We start from the raw sequence: 16294 nt of genomic DNA, 5'->3' as shown, positions 1-16294 counted from the left end.
TAAATTTCTGTGTGGTTACTATCCCTGACTAATTGGCAGCTTTAATCAATGTGTGATTTATATTAGCACCAAGCTGCTCCTACGATGACTAGTAGGATAAATAATACAACGATTAAGGTAAAGGTTTTTCCCGCTCCGTACGCTGGCGCTACTGGAGCTGTGTAACCATAACTTGGGCAACCATAACCATATCCTCTACCGAAACTCATTTAAATTCCCCCTTTCTAATTAGAATTTCACTGTGAATGTTGCATTAAAGAAGGGAAGTGTGTCACGTGAAATGTTACATAGGAAATGCTCGTTGTAGGTGAATTCTTATTGCGATTAATAGCCGCAGCAAATAAATTTTTTTCTCCTTCTTTCAAAATGCCACGGTAGCCAATCTTATAGATGCCGGGGTTGTAATTGGCGAAAAGAACGCTGGTGTATTTCTATATTTGTGTAAGAATACTACACAGTGATTAGCAAAGAACACCATGTTCTTTTGCAATTAATATATGTAAAGCGACTAAGTTTGCTATGGTTATTCCCCCAAATCCGCTGTATTAGGGCAGATGCCTAGTGGAGGTTTTTTCTCCTAATTTTCGAAAGTGCATGTGAATCGAGATGACAAGGTTTTTCAAATGATGTGAATTATTCTCCGCATTTTCCCTGATACAGTTGTCCCTTACGGTAAATAAACGATCTACATATAATGTCATATGCTCATAATTTTTGGAGGTGAAATAATGTCTGTACAGCACTATCATCAATTATGCAATCGTTATAAAGGTAGGGCAGTTGAGATTAAAACGAGAGATGGAAGAGTCCATCGAGGAATTATTCAAAATGTAGATCACAATCGTGTTTATCTACGTCCGCTTGGTCAAGGCGGGGGATATGGATACGGATTTTACGCACCGTTCTATGGGTTTGGCTTCGGTCTTGCGCTTGGTGCAATTGCCTCATTTGCATTACTTCCATTTTTCTTATGGTAATATTGCGATGTAAAAATAGAAAAAAATGAACAATTGGTTCATATGGTTGTTTTTAATAATCCCCTTTTACGTTAAGAAAACAGACGGCGTATTATTTCCGTCTGTTTTCATTTTCCATAAAAAGTCCAGCTATTTGTTCGGAAGGAATTTTAAATAGGGTTTTACTATCGCATGTATGTTTTAATAAATATTGCTTTACTTTATAGTACCCTGCACAATAACCAGCCATTTTAGGGTAAAAACGCATTCCATATAAAATATCTCGATGTTTTCGGAGCGCTTTTGGTAAATCGTACGATGGAAGAATAATATCATTCCATATTTTTTCTAATTGTTTATCTGAATAAAGGGAGGTCCAGCTTGCAGTATATGCTTCTCCAAACCTTTCTTGAACAGCATTTTCGGCGAGCCCTTCTAAAATGATTGAATCTAAAAGTATATAATCTGCTTCGTCTTTTTTATCATAATGCAATCGACAAACATGATTATATTCATGTGTAAAGAGTGCTTTTATTTCTGTTGCGGTGTTTTTTTCGGATACGAATAAGAAGAGTTTGTCGCGAAAGGATAATCCTGATTTAGAATTATAATTATCTCGAAGCTCCTTGTTGTATGAATCAGAGGGAAAGATAAAGATAGGAATATCTGGTCCGTTCCATTTTGCTTTTAGTTTTTTTACGTCTGATCGAACGAGCTCCCATATTTTCATTTTATTTAGCTTCTCAATAATAGTATTGTCTTTTCCTAGCTGTCTATCTAACCCGTGCATTTGTAAATATCGAAGGATATTTACACCATCATATCCACTGAAATAGGGACTGAGTTTTTCCCCGATTGATTGAGCATCTCCATCGTTATCGAGCAACCAATTGTTCGTTGGAATAACGCCCATTTTTCTACCTCCTCGCTTTAGGGTTTATCTTAATAGCCTTTCAACACCGCCTTAATAAAAGTGTATGTATTGCTTCGTATCTATGGCACTATCTCGAAAGTAGTGAAAATTTACTAAATGCTGGACATTTATCTTTTTCAAAGTAATAGAATCTAGAATATGATAGTACAAATCGGAAAATAGGAGGTGATGCAGGATGTTTCCGTTTGGACCCCCACCGAATCAAGGTCCGCCTCAGCAGCCACCAAGACCAGGACTTTTTTCTAATCGCCCGCCATTTCAACAACCTTTTCAACAGCAGCCTCCTCAGCAAAAAAATACAACATCTAACCTAATGTCTATGTTTCAAACCCCTGATGGGAATTTTGATATGAATAAAATAACCAATACAGTTCAACAAGTAGGAAAATTATATGGTCAGGTAAGTCCGATGTTAAAGTTTTTTAAATAAGAATCCATCATCGTTAGATTTCGTAGATATGGAACAATTGGCTGCTGTAGTCATACAATAACGTATGAAAAATTAAAGGCGGAATGTGATTTGGAAAAAAATAAATACTTGGAGTGTTTGGCATATATGGGAATTGGTGGTGCACATCCCGGAGGATTACTAGCTACCAAATACGTGCTTAATGAAGTGAGCATCCCAAGAGGACTAAACATCCTAGACGTTGGATGTGGCACAGGTCAAACAGCAGCCTTTCTCGAAAAACAGTATGAGGCAAACGTAACCGCACTAGATAATCATGAAATGATGGTAGAAAAAGCTTTAAAAAGAAAGGAACAGGAGCAACTCACAATAAACGTTGTAAATGGCAATGTAGAAGCACTTCCTTTTGCAGACGATTCATTTGATATGGTTATTTCTGAATCGGTGCTTGCATTTACGAATGTATCAAAAGCGATATCAGAAATATGTCGTGTATTGAAAGACGATGGTATCTTCTATTGCATTGAGATGGTGCTAGAGAAATCGAGTAAAGAGCTTAATCAGATTACTGATTTTTATGGAATGGAAAAAATATTTAAAGAAGAGGAATGGGTGTCTTTACTTCAGAATGCTGGCTTTAAAATGACTAATTCTAAAACGTTTGAATATGATATCCATCAGATAACAGTTGATGACGCACCTGAATTTCAGCTTTCAGAAAGCGTTGATGATGCACATGTAGATACACTGCTAGAGCACGATTATTTAACAAAACAATTTCAGAAAGAGCTTGGTTTCCGTATTTTTCATTGTAAGCTGTAAGGATATGAATTGGTGTGTTTATCAGACAATAAAACAAAATGGGGATGGTTAAGGGATGCTAATAACAAAAGCTACAAATGATGAAATAAAGTTTATCCAAAGCCATTCCCTTGTTGTAATGCATGAGGCTACAGTTGGAATGGTAAAGCCAAGTGAATTGCTCGTACAGACAATGGCATCCTTTTTAGCAGATGGTGGATATTATCTTGTCTTTAAAAAAGACTTCCAAATCCAAGGATGGATTGGTGTCGGAAGAACGTTTGATATGTACTCGAACGAAATAATTGGCATGTTAACCGAGCTTTATGTCTTTCCCCGATATAGAAAGCAAGGTATTGCAAGAAAATTATTTATAGATGCATGTCAAAGATTAGAACAAGAAGGCTATTCGAAAGTACAATTAAATGTATTTGCTGGAAATGGAGCAAAGCTGCTTTATGAGGAATTAGGCTTTTACGATGTGATGACATTAATGGAGAAAAAATTTAAAGATTAGAAAATAATTAAGCCGGGCATAAGTTCCGGCTATCTTTTTGTTCCGGTAAGTAGCTTGGAAAATCAGAAGGAATGTAAAACTTATCATTATCAATATACATTCCATTCAATAAGCGACTTTTCGGATGTTAGATTCCTTGCCCATGTAAAGAAAAATCCCGAAAAAAGCATTCGCAATAGAGGGATGCGAATGCCATTAGAATAAAGGTTATTCCTCATGGATGTCGATATATTTTCGGTTTTGATTCTTTTTGGGTATTAGAACCTTTAATTTACCGTCTTCAAATTGTGCTTTCGTTTCTTTTTCTGGGATTGTAAATGGTAATGTGATAAACCGTTCCATTCGTTGCAAGGAGCGTTGACTATGGAAATATTGCTTGTTATCATGTTGTGTTTTCTGTGATGCCTTATCCTCCGCAGCAATGCGTAATTGATTTCCAATTATCTCTAGCTCGATTTGATCACGCTTATAGCCAGGTAAGTCCGCCTCCACAATGACATTTGCTTCCGTTTCACGCACATCAACCCAAAATGGTCTTAAATGAAAGATTGAATTGGCTTCACGAAAGGATTCATTGAAAAAGCGGTCCATGTGTTTAACGAAATCCCTAAAAGGAGACATATCCACATCGAAGCGGGAAAGGTTATTCTTTCTAGAATCCATATCATTTCCTCCTCCAATATTAATTTACATTAATAACCTATGCGTGAAATAGGAAAGAGTAGTGGGCGAATAAAACTATTTTATGATTAGCTTGAATCAATGTGAATGCATAAAAAGGAGAGTCACAACAGACAATAAGTAAAAATGTTCCTGTTATTTTTGAAGGGGGACGTAAAGTGAATGAAACGTTAGTTGTATTCTCTAGAGCACTAATTGCTTTTTTTTCTTTGTTGATTTTTGCGCGTATTCTTGGCAAACAGCAGGTAAGCCAGCTTACTTTTTTTGATTATATTCTTGGCATAACTATTGGATCTATTGCAGGTTCGCTTACCATTGATTTAGCAAATAGTACATGGGCACATTGGGTGGGACTTGCTGTTTGGGCATTGTTTGTATTAATTTTTCAATGGTTAACAATTAAGCGGAGAAAGCTAGAAAAATATATTGATGGGGAGCCGACGATTGTCATCGAAAAGGGGAAGCTATTGGAGGACAATATGAAAAAAATGCGATATCGGCTAACAGATTTATTAGTTCAGCTTCGACAAAATGGTGTTTTTGAGATGACGGAAGTAGACTATGCGGTCCTTGAAACAGATGGAAAGCTATCGATATTAAAAAAACCGGAATATCAACCAGTTACATTAAAGGATTTGCGGTTAAAACCGAGTTATAAAGGGATGAGTACGGAGCTTATTTATGACGGAGAAGTGATGGAGAAAAATTTACAGCAACTTCGTTTAAATTATGCTTGGTTAGAAAAACAAATAAACGATTTTGGATTTCAACATCCAAAAGAGGTATTTTTAGCAGTGATTAATGAAGCAGGAACTATTTTTATCGATGGCTATCAAGATAAATTGCAGCAACCAAAAGATATAAGTGACTATAAGGATCTAGAATGGTGATGATATGAAGAAAGGTTGGCTGAAGATAATCCCAATCATTGTGTTGGCGGTGTTTATTTTTATTATGACCTCAGGTGCTTTCTTGAAGCAACCATTATGGGGGGATGATGATGTTATCCATTATATAAAGCAAGTGGAAGGTAGTGTGAAAGAAAATGATTGGAAGAACGCTACCGAGAGCTTAAAAAAAGCGCAACATGCATGGAACAAAGTAGTGATGCGCATTCAATTTAATGCAGGACAGGATGAAATAAATGATATTAGTAGAATGCTTGAACGGGCACATGGACATATTGATGCCAAGGATCAGATTGGAGTCATTGCAGAAATGGCGGAATTTCGATATGTATGGGCGGAAATTGGACATTAGCAGATGAGAGCGATGAAGAACGATGAATAGGATGCTACTCTTGTTCTTCTTCATGGAAATGCTTGTATGGAATTGAAATATGATATAATTTCTGTGAATACAAACGTTTTTTAGCTAAGAAATGAGTAATTACTGAAAAACTTTTTTCAAGGGGGTAACACGCTTGCCAATAGTTTGTCTAATCGATTATGTCAATGATATTTTTAATTCGGATGATTTGGAATGTATAAGCAGGAAGGAATATGTGATGTGAAGCCTCTGAACATAGTGGAGGGAAAGCTGGATACGGTCGGAATTGATGCTGGAGGAACATTAGTGAAGGTAGCTTATCAGTTGGATAACAAGTTATATCTTAAAACTTTTGCAACGACAGAATTGCATAAGCTATACAAATGGCTCGAGACGAATGCGCCAGATGCAAAGCTTGTTGTAACGGGTGGAAGAAGTATGGAAATAAAAGCACAAATAACACATGCTGCAAGCATTGCTGATGAATTTTTAGCTACGGTGACAGGAACCCGTTATTTACTCCAACAGAAAAGAAGTGAAGAAGCCTTTATTCTAGTTAATGTGGGGACAGGTACATCGATTTTTTCGGTGACGGCGGATCATTATGAGCGTCTCTTTGGAAGTGGAATCGGTGGAGGTTTGTGGATAGGTCTAGGAAGCTTGTTAACAGAGAAAGCTGATTTTAAGTCTCTGGTATCATTAGCATCAAACGGAGATCAGCAGAAGACAGACTTACTAGTGAAGGATATTTATCGACAAGGCGAAGCTCCACTTAATGGAAATTTAACGGCAGCAAATTTTGGCAAAGCACATTTAAACATGGAAGGAACGAAAGCAGATCGAATGGCTGCTCTTGCACAATTAATTGGCGAGACTCTTATTGTATTTTCGTATCAAGCGGCTGTTTCGAAAGGAGTTTCCTCTATCGTATTCGTTGGTAGCACAATACATGAAAATGCCCCATTAAAAAATGTGTTAGCTCAGTTTAAAGGGATGCTAGATTATGAACCTATTTTTTTAGAAAAAGGAACTCATGCAGGTGCAATTGGGGCATTATTTTTGGTTTAAGCGGAATTTATAGCATATATTTTTTAGAAATAAGACGGTGTGAGGAGTATTCACATCGTCTTATTTCTCATCTCCTTCCTTATCATGAAGATTTATTAATTGCATTCTTTCATTAAATAAAGCTGGATAGCTCAAAAAACCAAGTAGTACACTTGTAATGACAGCTGCAGTTAACAATAGAAACAAGATCAGTAACTGAAAGAAAACAGCTTGTACAGGGTCTGCTCCTGCAATGATTTGTCCACTCATCATCCCAGGAAGCTGTACAAGCCCAATTGTTTTTTGACTTTCAATCGTTGGAATTGTACTAGCTTTTATAGAGTTAATTAATTGTTTATGAATGGCTTGTTTTGGTGTTCCTCCTAGTGAAAGAATTAATTCGGTTTCATTTCGATGTGTTTCTGTTTCCGCAGTAAAGCGGTTTAAAAATAAGATAGACAAGACCATTGAGTTCCCAATCATCATGCCACTTATTGGGATAATGTATTGAGCGGTTGGTGGTGTGATTTGTAATCCAATCAAGATTCCTTGCGTTAAAATTTCAACTGTGAGAAATGTTACTACTAACTTCCAGGTAATTCCTCGAATTGAAGCGCCTTTTTTTCTAGCGTTATGTGTAGCGGCGGTAATCATTAGTCCGATCATGAGCAGAATATATATGAAATTATTTGCATCAAAGACAAATTGAAGTACATATCCAACTGCAAGCAATTGAATAATCGAGCGGATCGTTGCAATAACCGTATCTTTTTCTAGCCCTAATTTTAATGTTTTTGATAAGAGAAGCGGTAGGAGCACAAAAATTAATGCTAGTGATAATGTAAGGTAACTCATTCAAGCTCCCCCTTTATAAATTGCTTTGCACGATCGGTTGTTGGATTTTCTAGCATCACTTCAGACCTTCCTGTTTCGACTAATTCGCCTGCCATCATAAATGCAGTATAATCACCAATTGATCGAGCCTGCTCTAAGTTATGCGTAATCCATAGGATCGTCGTTCCATAAGTATCATTAATCCTTTTAATTAATTTTTCAATTTCTCGTTGCGATACACGATCAAGTGATGACGTGATTTCATCAAGCAATAAAATGTCTGGTTGGTTTACAAGTGTTCTTGCAATCGATAATTTTTGCCTTTGCCCTCCTGAAAGATCATTTACTTGTTTATGAAGAAATTCCTTTTCTAACGCCACCATTTCGAGTAGTTCGGAGGCAACCACTTTATCTAATTGCTGCTCACGTAATCGAAGCGGTAATGATAGGTTGTCAAAAACGGTACCTTGAATCATTGCTGCATCTTGCAATGCAATGCCCACCGTACGTCGAAGTTCAACGGGTTCAAACTGATTAATATGCTTATTGGCAATAAAAATGTCCCCAGCATTGGGTGAGATTAGTCCATTGCAAAGCTTAAATAAAGTTGTTTTCCCAGCTCCTGAAGGACCAATCAAAGTGGTAATCTTTCCTTTATGAAAGGTGCCGGAAATATTTTTTAAAATCGCAGTGTTGCCATTCGAATAACTAACATTCTTTAATTCAATCGCAGGTTCTGTCGTTGTTGACAATGTGATCCACATCCTTGCGTGTCTAGTATTATAATTAATAAATAAATTAATTAATGCTTCAACTAGTTAGTATGTACTTCATTCGTTTTTATCTTACATGGCTATGCGCTTTTTTGCCACGAATTACATTTTGTTTGAATTATCGCAATAAAAAACATACTTGTGTAAACCACAAGTATGTTTCAAAGCATGTAACACTCCAATTAATAATTTGTTTTTCTATTGTGAATAACTTTCTGGATCTGCGCAACGACAGAAGGATCTTCTAAACCAGTAATATCTCCAGCTACCTCACCGGTCGTTACAACTTCTTTTAATAATCGACGCATTATTTTTCCACTTACTGTTTTCGGTAACGCCTTGGTAATAATAATCTCTTTCGGACGAGCGATTTTACCAATGTTTTCAATAATGGCGTGGTGAATCGATTGTTCAATTGAACCCGTGTGTTCTATGTCATCTGCTAACCGAGCAAATACAATTGGAACCTCTCCTTTAATTTGGTCAGGTACGCCAATTACAGCAGCTTCCACCACACCATCTACCTCTAAAATGGCACTTTCCATTTCCATCGTACTTAGGCGATGACCAGCTACATTAAATGCATCATCAGATCGGCCGACTACCCAAAAATGCCCATCCTCATCCATGAGTGCCAAATCACTTGCAAAATAACAGCCATCTACCTGGCTATAATAAGAGCTATAATAGCGTTCCGGCTCTTTCCAAAGTGTGCGACAAAGCATCGGAAACGGACGCTTAATGACAAGATTTCCTAATGTATTGGGAGGAACTGGTTGACCAGCATCATCTACAATTGCTAGATCTGCACCTAGAAACTGGACACCTGCTGACCCTGGCTTCATTGGAGTGAGCCAAGCAGCACCAGCTAATGGTGTTCCAGCTGTTTCTGTTTGTCCCCATGTATTATTAATATAAATTTGTTTTTTTCCAAGTGTTTCATATGTCCATTGCCATGTTTCTGGATCGAATGGCTCGCCAACAAGTGATATGACTTCTAAACAAGATAAATCATAGTGCTGTAAAGGTTTTTCGCCCATGCTCTTAAGCATCCGTAATGCGGTAGGAGCAGTAAACAATTTATTAATACGATATTTCTCGATTAACTGATAGAATCGATCCTTTGTTGGATAATCAGGAGCCCCTTCATAAACAACAGTGGTTACGCCGTTTGCGAGTGCACCCGCTATTCCCCAAATATGCATCGTTAACCAACCGATGTCTGCAGAGCACCAAAACACATCATCTTGATGAAAGTCCATATGGTATTTTGCATAAAGATAATTTTGAATAACGAACGCCATCCCAGAATGAACGACACCTTTTGGCTTTCCAGTTGTTCCGCTCGTATAGAAAACAATTCCAGGCTCATTTGCTTCCATTTGCTCTGGTTCGCATTCAATGCTGGCTGATTCACGAATATCATGCCAATAATAGTCCCGACCTGATTCCATTTTAGGGTTGGTTCCCATTCTGTTAATCGTAATGACGGCTTCCACAGAAGGAACGTGAGGGAGTACGTTATCCACCTTTTCCTTTAGGAAAATTTGCTTTCCACGACGTTCTGTAGCATCAGCTGTGACAACAACCTTTGGATCGAACTTGTTTAACCGATCCATAAGGGATTTTTCAGAAAAACCAGAGAAGATTGCATTATATACTGCACCAACTCGAAAACATGCTAAAACCGCAATGAACGCTTCTGCTAAGTTTGGTAAAAATATTGCAACACCATCTCCTTTTTGAACACCAAAACGACGTAAGGAGTTAGCAAAACGATTCACTTCAGCGAGTAGCGTGTCATACGTGTACGAAGTGGTATCCCCATTCTCTCCCTCCCATATGAGTGCAGTTTGATTTCCATTGCCGGCTTGAACATGACGATCAAGGAGGTTGACACACGGGTTACTAATTCCACCGGTAAAAAATTGAAAATTAGGTAGCTTTCCAGAAATAGTCTTTTCCCATGGATGATACCAAATAAAGTCTTTCGCAACGGTTTCCCAAAAATGGTCAGGGTCTTTCTGTGAAAATTCTAGGAGATCTTGAAATGCTTCTCTACTCTTTATGGTAGTTGCTTGTTCTTTATCTCGGTTAGAATAAACAAGCTTACTTTGTTGAACAACCTGTAAAATACGATTTTGATCCATGTAATCCCTCCATTCTTTCCTCTATTTTAGCATAAGGTATTATGCCTAGGTACTATTATAAGCAATGTTCTGAATTTTGATGATGACAGTTAAGTGACAAATTTAGAGAAAAACAGCTGATAAGACAATAAAATAAAACAGCAATCAAGGTGGGGATGAACAGAGTCATCAATTACTGTTAATGCATTGAGAAAAGAAAAAAGACTTATGGGGACTCCATAAGTCTCGGTATATTTCATTGAATAAGTTGTCAGTTATATTCATATAGGGACGATTACCAGCCCCAGCCTGGACCGCCATATCCGGGTCCATAGCCTGCACCACCATAACCAGCGCCATAGGCAGGACCATAACCGGCGGCACCACCAAATCCACCGACATATGCCGTGCCAACAATGACGAGTAGAATGAATAATACAACGATTAACGCAAATCCAGAACCAGCTCCATAGCTTTCACTCATGAAATACACCTCCTTCTTCCTTGCGATACTGTTAGTGTATGTGTCCCTAATCAGCATGTGTGGACGTATATCCATAAAATAATGATAGACGTCGTAATCATTACAGGATTTTCTGAATAGGATATTAGAAATACTTGTCCTATTAACTTAAAATCGAAATGCTTCATTTTCATAAGTGAAGAAGGTACGGTGTGAATGCGTGTGAGTTTTATGTAAAGCCCCTGACTTTCCATTTCGCAATATAGCAAGAATTAATTCCTTATTAGGAGGAAGCAAATGAATAAAACGTTTAGCGTGATATTAGGAGGGGTGATACAAGGGTTTGGCATGGGACTTTTTCTCTTTCCACAGTCGATTCCATCAGGGGGAGCTGGTGGATTGGCGTTAGTTATTCACCATTTTTTTTCCGTTGGAATGGGTCTCTCATTATGGATTGTGAATTTTTCACTTCTTTTATGTGGTATGTATTATTTAGGAAAGCGATTTGTATTATGGACAATTGTAGGGATAAGTATAACTTCCTTTTCCATTTATTTTTTTGAGCAGCTTTTTTTTATTGAAGAAAGATTACTGTGGTTTGATTTATTTGTTGGATCAATATTTTTAGGGACAGGCATTGGGCTGTTGATGCGTAGTGGTGTATCCAATGGTGGAATTGGAGTGATAGCTTTCATGATATCCCATTGGAGAAACACACTTCCAGGCAAACCATTATTTTGGATTAATTGCTGCATATTTTTATTAACTGCAGCTATTATTAGCTGGAAGGTGTTAATCCTAGCTTTTATTAGCCAATGGATATCTACTTTTGTCGTTAATATGATTTATCGATATTAAGTATACGTATACTTAAAGGTTGTATGCTTGTCTTTTTTTCCATCTAGCCCTTTTACATGAAGCAAGAATAAGATAAGTAGAGCAACAATAAAAGTGAAAATGGCAATCGATAAAAACATACCAGCAACAGACCAACTCATTAATCGAGCAAAGATTGGAGGTCCAATGGCAACACCAATAAATCGAACAGAACCATATAAAGACGTAACAAATCCTCTTCTATCTTTACCGACAGCTCCAGTAATTAAGCTGTTAGTACATGGAAGTACGAGTCCGGCACCTACACTGCTGATGGAGAGAATAATTAAAAAAAGAATGAGTTTGTCAAACCAAATAAGCAGTGTATAGGAAAGCGTCATGAATAATAATCCAATAAGAATAAATTTCTTCATTTTTTCTAGATTTTTTTTAATTCTACTTCCCGTAAAATAGTTTGACGTTACCATGACAAGTAATGGAATAGCTAAAACCAACCCTTTCGTAAAGCCTGTTATACGATGCTTTTCCTCGAGCAGGTCAGATAAAAAAAATAAAATCCCAAACAGTGTGAATAAACACGTCCCGCCCGCTAAATAGGTTACAAACAACCACCTTCCTTCAAGCTTAAAAACACTTACAAGTCCATGGACGTATTTTCGAAATGAAAGGGGAGCTTGTTGATTCTTTTTTTCTTTTATCCATATCCATGTGAGGAAGATTGAAAGCACACATATAACTGGAAAAGCAAAAAAGACGGCATACCAAATGAGTAAGCCTAATAATGCTCCGAGAATTGGGGAGAGCACCTTTCCCAGTCCATTAGAAGCTTCCAAAATCCCGAGTACACGACTTTGTTCGGCACCTTTAAATAAATCCCCTGCTAGTGCCATTGCAATAGGAGCTGTTCCAGCCGCTCCAATTCCTTGAATAATTCGACCTACCATTAACCATAAATAGGCATTCGAAAATGCTGCTGCTGCAAAACCTGCGAGCAATCCCCCAATGCTAGTAAGAAAAAGTGCAGGGATTATAATCGCCTTCCGAGAAAAACGATCAGATAGATAGCCGAATAAAGGTATAAAGATGGCTGCCGCAATAGAATATCCTGTAATGGTTAAACTCACTTGCATTTCAGACAGGTGTAAGGCCTTTTTCATTGCTGGTAATATGGGGATAAGCATGGAATTTCCTAATGTCGTAATTAATGGAATCGATCCGATGGCCCAAATCGCCATCGATTTATTTTTTTTAGCCATGAATTAGCCACTCCTGCATTATTTTTTATCAGCATGTAACTTGCAGTAAGCCTCTCACTTTAGCATATAGGTATTAGCCCACAAGTTAGGTTGGTTCTATTCAACTAACAATCAGTGGTGGATAATCCCCCACTGATTGCTGATTATTTTATATGGACAGGTGGTGAAACAACCCATCCTTTTTTCTTTGATAAATCGGATAATTTTCGGTAATAAGTTGTTTTTTGTTCGTGAAAGTCACCAAATATTTCCTCGAAGTCTGTTCGTATAGATATGTTCATCATAGAGCTACATTGTATTTTGCCATACATTAGCTCTTCCTGAACTAATATCGCAATTTCAGGTTCATGAAAACGAGCGCCTGCGGGAATGTCTTCCACTTCAACATTTGGACGATCAGGTGGGGCAGGAGGTAATCGGATTCCAGCCTCTTTTAAAATCATTTCGATTTGCTGTGCTTCCTGCGTTACTTCATTTTCCAATAAATCCTCTAAATATGCTTTTAAATCTTCATCGCCAGTATGATTAATAAAGACTTGTAGTGTGACTAAGTAATGCTTTGTATGAAATAGATATGCCCATAAATGGTATATCTCCCCTGAATGGAATGGTTCATTTTCTTTGTTTTTGCTCATTTCAATCACATGGATTTTCCCTTCTTTTTTAGTTTTAGGTTTCCATAAATAAAGAAAAATATGATGGTATTGGATATAAATGTTTTAGAAAAGAAGAGAAAATGGAGCGGGACAGGAACCTAGATTGAATTTTTACATAGGCTAAAAGCAGAGATTTTAAGCTGGGCGTTTTAGGAAAAAGCAAAGGAGATGACATGGTGGGATTGAAAAGAAAATTATTTTTCTTGCTTATAGGCTTGCTGCTGTTATTTGCATATGGTTGCAGTGGTGAAGCGAAAAAGAAGGATACGAAGGATGAGGAAAAAGACAAAGTAGTGCGTATTGGCTATCAGAAAAACTGTCCTTTCGTCATTGTTAAAGGCTTAGGAAAATTGGATGAGCGCTTAGATGAACTTGGCTATAAATTAGAATGGAAGGAATTTCAAGCTGGTCCAGCTTTAGTGGAGGCATTGAATGCAGGGAGCATTGATGTTGGTAGGACCGGGAATTCCCCAGTTATTTTCGCACAAGCAGCTGGTACCCCATTTGTTACACTTGGCGCTGGAAAACCAAAATTTTATGGAAGTGGAATTCTTGTGCCAAACGATTCCAACATTACATCGATTCAAGATCTAAAAGGGAAAACAGTAAGCTTTGCTAAAGGCTCTAGTTCCCACTACTTATTAATCAAAGCATTACAAAATGCAGGATTACAATATTCCGATATTACACCAGCATATTTGTCACCGGGAGATGCGCGAGTAGCTTTTGAACAAGGAGATGTAGATGCAATGGTTGTGTGGGATCCTTATACAGCTTCTACAGAGCTACACGCTAATGCAACTTTACTTACAAGTGGGGAAGGGCTCTCAACAGATCGAGATTTTTTTATCGCAACAGAAGCATTTGCAAAAAAACATGACAATATAGCAAAGATTATTATGGAAGAAGTAGAAAAATCTTCTCTTTGGGCAAATGAAAATCATGCGGAATTAGTGGAAATGCTTGCTCCGATACTAAATCTTGATGAGGATTCTGTAACAAAAGCTGTTGAACGCAGAGAATATGGCGTAGATAAAATAGGAGAAGAAATTATTCAAGAACAACAGGATATTGCTAATATTTTTTATGAATTAGATATCATTCCAAAAGCGGTTAATGTATCTGATGTGATGCGAAAATAGTAGAAAGGGAGGTCGATTCGATTGCAAGGAAGCAGGAAATTTTTAAAAATAACTCCTTGGATCGTTCCCATATTATTAGTATGTTGTTGGCAGCTTTTATCGATGATTGGAGTCATCCCAGTTAGAATACTTCCGTCACCTGGAGCGGTTTTACAGGCAGCAGTTGAACTGATTGGCACAGGGGAGCTGTTTGAGCATGTTTCAATTAGCCTTTGGCGTGCTTTAGCTGGGTTTTTGATTGGTGGTGGCATTGGCTTTTTACTCGGTATTTTTAATGGTATTTCTAGAATATCAGAGCTTTTGTTTGATACATCGGTACAAATGCTACGTAATATCCCACATTTAGCCTTAATTCCACTCGTTATTCTATGGTTTGGCATTGATGAATTTTCGAAGATCTTTCTCGTTTCATTAGGGGTCATGTTTCCGATTTATATTAATACGTATCATGGCATTAAATCAGTGGATAAAGGCCTAATAGAAATGGGTAAAGCCTATGGATTAAAAGGACGCTCCTTGTTTATGCATGTTATTTTACCTGGAGCGATGGCTTCCATTCTTGTCGGTGTTCGTTTTTCATTGGGGGTTATGTGGCTTACATTAATTGTGGCAGAAACGATTTCAACCCGATCGGGAATTGGGTATATGGCCATGAATGCCCGTGAGTTTATGCAAATGGATATTATTGTACTGAGTATTTTACTGTATGCATTATTTGGTAAGCTTTCAGATGTGATTGCGAAATATTTTGAGGGGAAATTGTTGCAGTGGAATACGTAAAGAGAGGTGGGGAAGAAGGAGATGGTTAGTAACGATAACACGTTTATCCGGCTAGATCATGTGGATAAAGCATTTGATAATAGAAATGTATTGAAAAGGATTAATTTATCGATTAATGAAGGCGAGTTTATTGCGATTGTAGGGAAGAGTGGCTGCGGAAAGAGTACATTACTTCGTATTATTGCAGGATTAGAAACGTATGACTCTGGAAATGTTTCCGTTCGAGAACAACCTCTACGGTCCTTTAACAAAAAGGCCCGTATCATGTTTCAGGATGGGCGTTTACTTCCATGGAAGACAGTAATTGAAAATGTAGCAATTGGACTTGGGAAAGGGAAAGAAGAAAAGGCTTTGGAGGCATTAGATAGTGTAGGACTTGCAGAGCGTATGAAAGACTGGCCGAATAAATTATCAGGGGGACAGCAACAACGTGTCGCCTTAGCACGAGCGTTAGTGCACGATCCCAAGCTTCTATTACTAGATGAACCGCTTGGTGCACTTGATGCATTAACACGAATTGAAATGCAGGAGCTAATTGAGCGGTTATGGAGGAAAAATAAATTTACAGCAGTATTAGTGACACATGATGTAGAAGAAGCGGTTGCGATAGCAGATCGCGTACTATTAATTGAAGATGGAACGATAAAGCTGAATCAAGAGATTAATCTTCCACGACCTAGACTACGTACACAACAGGCGTTTGGTATGTACACGGAAATGATTTTGAATCGAATATTAGGACGGAAACCGCTTCCGAATCCACTTCAGAGTCAGGCGGTAAATTAAATAAGGATAAAAATAATTTCAAAG

General features: G+C 37.7%; 20 protein-coding genes. 11 read left to right on the top strand and 9 right to left on the bottom strand.

Annotated elements, in window-relative coordinates:
* Window positions 1-62: 62 nt before the first annotated feature.
* The gene (locus tag QBK89_RS02035) at window positions 63-209 is read right to left on the bottom strand and encodes a YjcZ family sporulation protein (RefSeq protein ID WP_284139351.1); all 147 of its coding nucleotides are present in this window, start codon (window positions 207-209) and stop codon (window positions 63-65) included.
* A 519-nt stretch (window positions 210-728) separates the two neighbouring features.
* Between QBK89_RS02035 and QBK89_RS02030 the strand changes: the two genes are divergently transcribed.
* Window positions 729-977, top strand: coding sequence for a hypothetical protein (locus QBK89_RS02030; protein WP_284139350.1), 249 nt, complete (start codon window positions 729-731; stop codon window positions 975-977).
* A gap of 91 nt (window positions 978-1068) precedes the next feature.
* Here QBK89_RS02030 and QBK89_RS02025 read toward each other — a convergent pair whose 3' ends face one another.
* The gene (locus QBK89_RS02025; protein ID WP_284139349.1) at window positions 1069-1869 is read right to left on the bottom strand and encodes a DUF2268 domain-containing putative Zn-dependent protease; all 801 of its coding nucleotides are present in this window, start codon (window positions 1867-1869) and stop codon (window positions 1069-1071) included.
* Window positions 1870-2065: 196 nt separating this feature from the next.
* Between QBK89_RS02025 and QBK89_RS02020 the strand changes: the two genes are divergently transcribed.
* From QBK89_RS02020 to QBK89_RS02010, 3 genes are all read left to right on the top strand, one after another.
* The gene (locus QBK89_RS02020) at window positions 2066-2320 is read left to right on the top strand and encodes a YppG family protein (RefSeq protein WP_284139348.1); all 255 of its coding nucleotides are present in this window, start codon (window positions 2066-2068) and stop codon (window positions 2318-2320) included.
* A 90-nt stretch (window positions 2321-2410) separates the two neighbouring features.
* Window positions 2411-3121 carry a class I SAM-dependent methyltransferase gene (locus QBK89_RS02015; RefSeq protein WP_284139347.1) on the top strand — a complete coding sequence of 237 codons (711 nt, stop codon included), beginning with the start codon at window positions 2411-2413 and terminating at the stop codon, window positions 3119-3121.
* A 55-nt stretch (window positions 3122-3176) separates the two neighbouring features.
* A complete protein-coding gene (locus QBK89_RS02010; protein ID WP_284139346.1) occupies window positions 3177-3617 on the top strand; it encodes a GNAT family N-acetyltransferase in 441 nt (146 codons plus the stop codon).
* Between the two features lie 207 nt (window positions 3618-3824).
* Here the strand turns inward: QBK89_RS02010 and QBK89_RS02005 are convergent, their stop codons facing one another.
* Window positions 3825-4280, bottom strand: a complete 456-nt coding sequence (locus QBK89_RS02005; protein ID WP_284139345.1) for an Hsp20/alpha crystallin family protein — start codon at window positions 4278-4280, stop codon at window positions 3825-3827.
* 176 nt (window positions 4281-4456) lie between these two features.
* Between QBK89_RS02005 and QBK89_RS02000 the strand changes: the two genes are divergently transcribed.
* The 3 genes from QBK89_RS02000 to coaW all read left to right on the top strand — a co-directional run bounded on the left by QBK89_RS02000 (window position 4457) and on the right by coaW (window position 6635).
* Entirely contained in the window at window positions 4457-5188 is a 732-nt protein-coding gene (locus QBK89_RS02000; RefSeq protein WP_284139344.1) for a DUF421 domain-containing protein, read from the top strand.
* 4 nt (window positions 5189-5192) lie between these two features.
* Window positions 5193-5558: a DUF4363 family protein gene (locus QBK89_RS01995; RefSeq protein ID WP_284139343.1), complete on the top strand. Its 366-nt coding sequence runs from the start codon at window positions 5193-5195 to the stop codon at window positions 5556-5558.
* Window positions 5559-5780: 222 nt separating this feature from the next.
* The gene (gene coaW, locus QBK89_RS01990) at window positions 5781-6635 is read left to right on the top strand and encodes a type II pantothenate kinase (RefSeq protein ID WP_284139342.1); all 855 of its coding nucleotides are present in this window, start codon (window positions 5781-5783) and stop codon (window positions 6633-6635) included.
* A 60-nt stretch (window positions 6636-6695) separates the two neighbouring features.
* Here coaW and QBK89_RS01985 read toward each other — a convergent pair whose 3' ends face one another.
* From QBK89_RS01985 to QBK89_RS01970, 4 genes are all read right to left on the bottom strand, one after another.
* Window positions 6696-7469 carry an ABC transporter permease gene (locus tag QBK89_RS01985; protein ID WP_284139341.1) on the bottom strand — a complete coding sequence of 258 codons (774 nt, stop codon included), beginning with the start codon at window positions 7467-7469 and terminating at the stop codon, window positions 6696-6698.
* A complete protein-coding gene (locus QBK89_RS01980; RefSeq protein ID WP_284139340.1) occupies window positions 7466-8200 on the bottom strand; it encodes an ABC transporter ATP-binding protein in 735 nt (244 codons plus the stop codon). Before QBK89_RS01980 ends, QBK89_RS01985 begins: the two co-directional genes overlap by 4 nt.
* Window positions 8201-8403: 203 nt before the next feature.
* A complete protein-coding gene (locus tag QBK89_RS01975) occupies window positions 8404-10371 on the bottom strand; it encodes an acetate--CoA ligase (protein ID WP_284139339.1) in 1968 nt (655 codons plus the stop codon).
* A 274-nt stretch (window positions 10372-10645) separates the two neighbouring features.
* Window positions 10646-10834, bottom strand: coding sequence for a YjcZ family sporulation protein (locus QBK89_RS01970; RefSeq protein ID WP_284139338.1), 189 nt, complete (start codon window positions 10832-10834; stop codon window positions 10646-10648).
* Window positions 10835-11110: 276 nt separating this feature from the next.
* On the opposite strand from QBK89_RS01970, the gene QBK89_RS01965 reads away from it, so the two are divergent.
* The gene (locus tag QBK89_RS01965; RefSeq protein ID WP_284139337.1) at window positions 11111-11671 is read left to right on the top strand and encodes a YitT family protein; all 561 of its coding nucleotides are present in this window, start codon (window positions 11111-11113) and stop codon (window positions 11669-11671) included.
* On the opposite strand, the gene QBK89_RS01960 is transcribed toward QBK89_RS01965, so the two are convergent.
* Together QBK89_RS01960 and QBK89_RS01955 are read right to left on the bottom strand one after the other, a co-directional pair.
* Window positions 11668-12906: an MFS transporter gene (locus QBK89_RS01960; protein WP_284139336.1), complete on the bottom strand. Its 1239-nt coding sequence runs from the start codon at window positions 12904-12906 to the stop codon at window positions 11668-11670. The two genes, QBK89_RS01965 and QBK89_RS01960, sit on opposite strands and share 4 nt — an antisense overlap.
* 143 nt (window positions 12907-13049) lie before the next feature.
* Window positions 13050-13541, bottom strand: a complete 492-nt coding sequence (locus QBK89_RS01955) for a DUF3231 family protein (protein ID WP_284139634.1) — start codon at window positions 13539-13541, stop codon at window positions 13050-13052.
* A 194-nt stretch (window positions 13542-13735) separates the two neighbouring features.
* Here QBK89_RS01955 and QBK89_RS01950 point away from each other — a divergent pair, with 194 nt between their 5' ends.
* From QBK89_RS01950 to QBK89_RS01940, 3 genes are read left to right on the top strand one after another with little or no spacing between them, the layout of a single operon-like run.
* Window positions 13736-14704 carry a sulfonate ABC transporter substrate-binding protein gene (locus QBK89_RS01950; RefSeq protein WP_284139335.1) on the top strand — a complete coding sequence of 323 codons (969 nt, stop codon included), beginning with the start codon at window positions 13736-13738 and terminating at the stop codon, window positions 14702-14704.
* Between the two features lie 21 nt (window positions 14705-14725).
* Window positions 14726-15484: an aliphatic sulfonate ABC transporter permease SsuC gene (gene ssuC, locus QBK89_RS01945; protein ID WP_284139334.1), complete on the top strand. Its 759-nt coding sequence runs from the start codon at window positions 14726-14728 to the stop codon at window positions 15482-15484.
* A gap of 21 nt (window positions 15485-15505) precedes the next feature.
* Window positions 15506-16270 carry an ATP-binding cassette domain-containing protein gene (locus QBK89_RS01940; protein ID WP_284139333.1) on the top strand — a complete coding sequence of 255 codons (765 nt, stop codon included), beginning with the start codon at window positions 15506-15508 and terminating at the stop codon, window positions 16268-16270.
* Window positions 16271-16294 lie beyond the last annotated feature (24 nt).

The organism is Virgibacillus sp. LDC-1, from assembly GCF_030137545.1.
GTDB lineage: Bacteria > Bacillota > Bacilli > Bacillales > Amphibacillaceae > LDC-1.
The sequence above is the reverse complement of the archived record's forward strand: the minus strand, read 5'-3'. Positions and strand labels throughout refer to the sequence as shown.

Coding starts and splice junctions, on each gene's coding strand:
- QBK89_RS02035 (WP_284139351.1), bottom strand. CDS start 209: ATGAGTTTCGGTAGAGGATATGGTTATGGTTGCCCAAGTTATGGTTAC.
- coaW (WP_284139342.1), top strand. CDS start 5,781: ATGTATAAGCAGGAAGGAATATGTGATGTGAAGCCTCTGAACATAGTG.
- QBK89_RS01995 (WP_284139343.1), top strand. CDS start 5,193: ATGAAGAAAGGTTGGCTGAAGATAATCCCAATCATTGTGTTGGCGGTG.
- QBK89_RS01970 (WP_284139338.1), bottom strand. CDS start 10,834: ATGAGTGAAAGCTATGGAGCTGGTTCTGGATTTGCGTTAATCGTTGTA.
- QBK89_RS02005 (WP_284139345.1), bottom strand. CDS start 4,280: ATGGATTCTAGAAAGAATAACCTTTCCCGCTTCGATGTGGATATGTCT.
- QBK89_RS01955 (WP_284139634.1), bottom strand. CDS start 13,541: ATGAGCAAAAACAAAGAAAATGAACCATTCCATTCAGGGGAGATATAC.
- QBK89_RS02030 (WP_284139350.1), top strand. CDS start 729: ATGTCTGTACAGCACTATCATCAATTATGCAATCGTTATAAAGGTAGG.
- QBK89_RS01965 (WP_284139337.1), top strand. CDS start 11,111: ATGAATAAAACGTTTAGCGTGATATTAGGAGGGGTGATACAAGGGTTT.
- QBK89_RS01940 (WP_284139333.1), top strand. CDS start 15,506: ATGGTTAGTAACGATAACACGTTTATCCGGCTAGATCATGTGGATAAA.
- QBK89_RS02010 (WP_284139346.1), top strand. CDS start 3,177: ATGCTAATAACAAAAGCTACAAATGATGAAATAAAGTTTATCCAAAGC.
- QBK89_RS02020 (WP_284139348.1), top strand. CDS start 2,066: ATGTTTCCGTTTGGACCCCCACCGAATCAAGGTCCGCCTCAGCAGCCA.
- QBK89_RS01985 (WP_284139341.1), bottom strand. CDS start 7,469: ATGAGTTACCTTACATTATCACTAGCATTAATTTTTGTGCTCCTACCG.
- QBK89_RS02025 (WP_284139349.1), bottom strand. CDS start 1,869: ATGGGCGTTATTCCAACGAACAATTGGTTGCTCGATAACGATGGAGAT.
- QBK89_RS01975 (WP_284139339.1), bottom strand. CDS start 10,371: ATGGATCAAAATCGTATTTTACAGGTTGTTCAACAAAGTAAGCTTGTT.
- QBK89_RS01950 (WP_284139335.1), top strand. CDS start 13,736: ATGGTGGGATTGAAAAGAAAATTATTTTTCTTGCTTATAGGCTTGCTG.
- QBK89_RS01960 (WP_284139336.1), bottom strand. CDS start 12,906: ATGGCTAAAAAAAATAAATCGATGGCGATTTGGGCCATCGGATCGATT.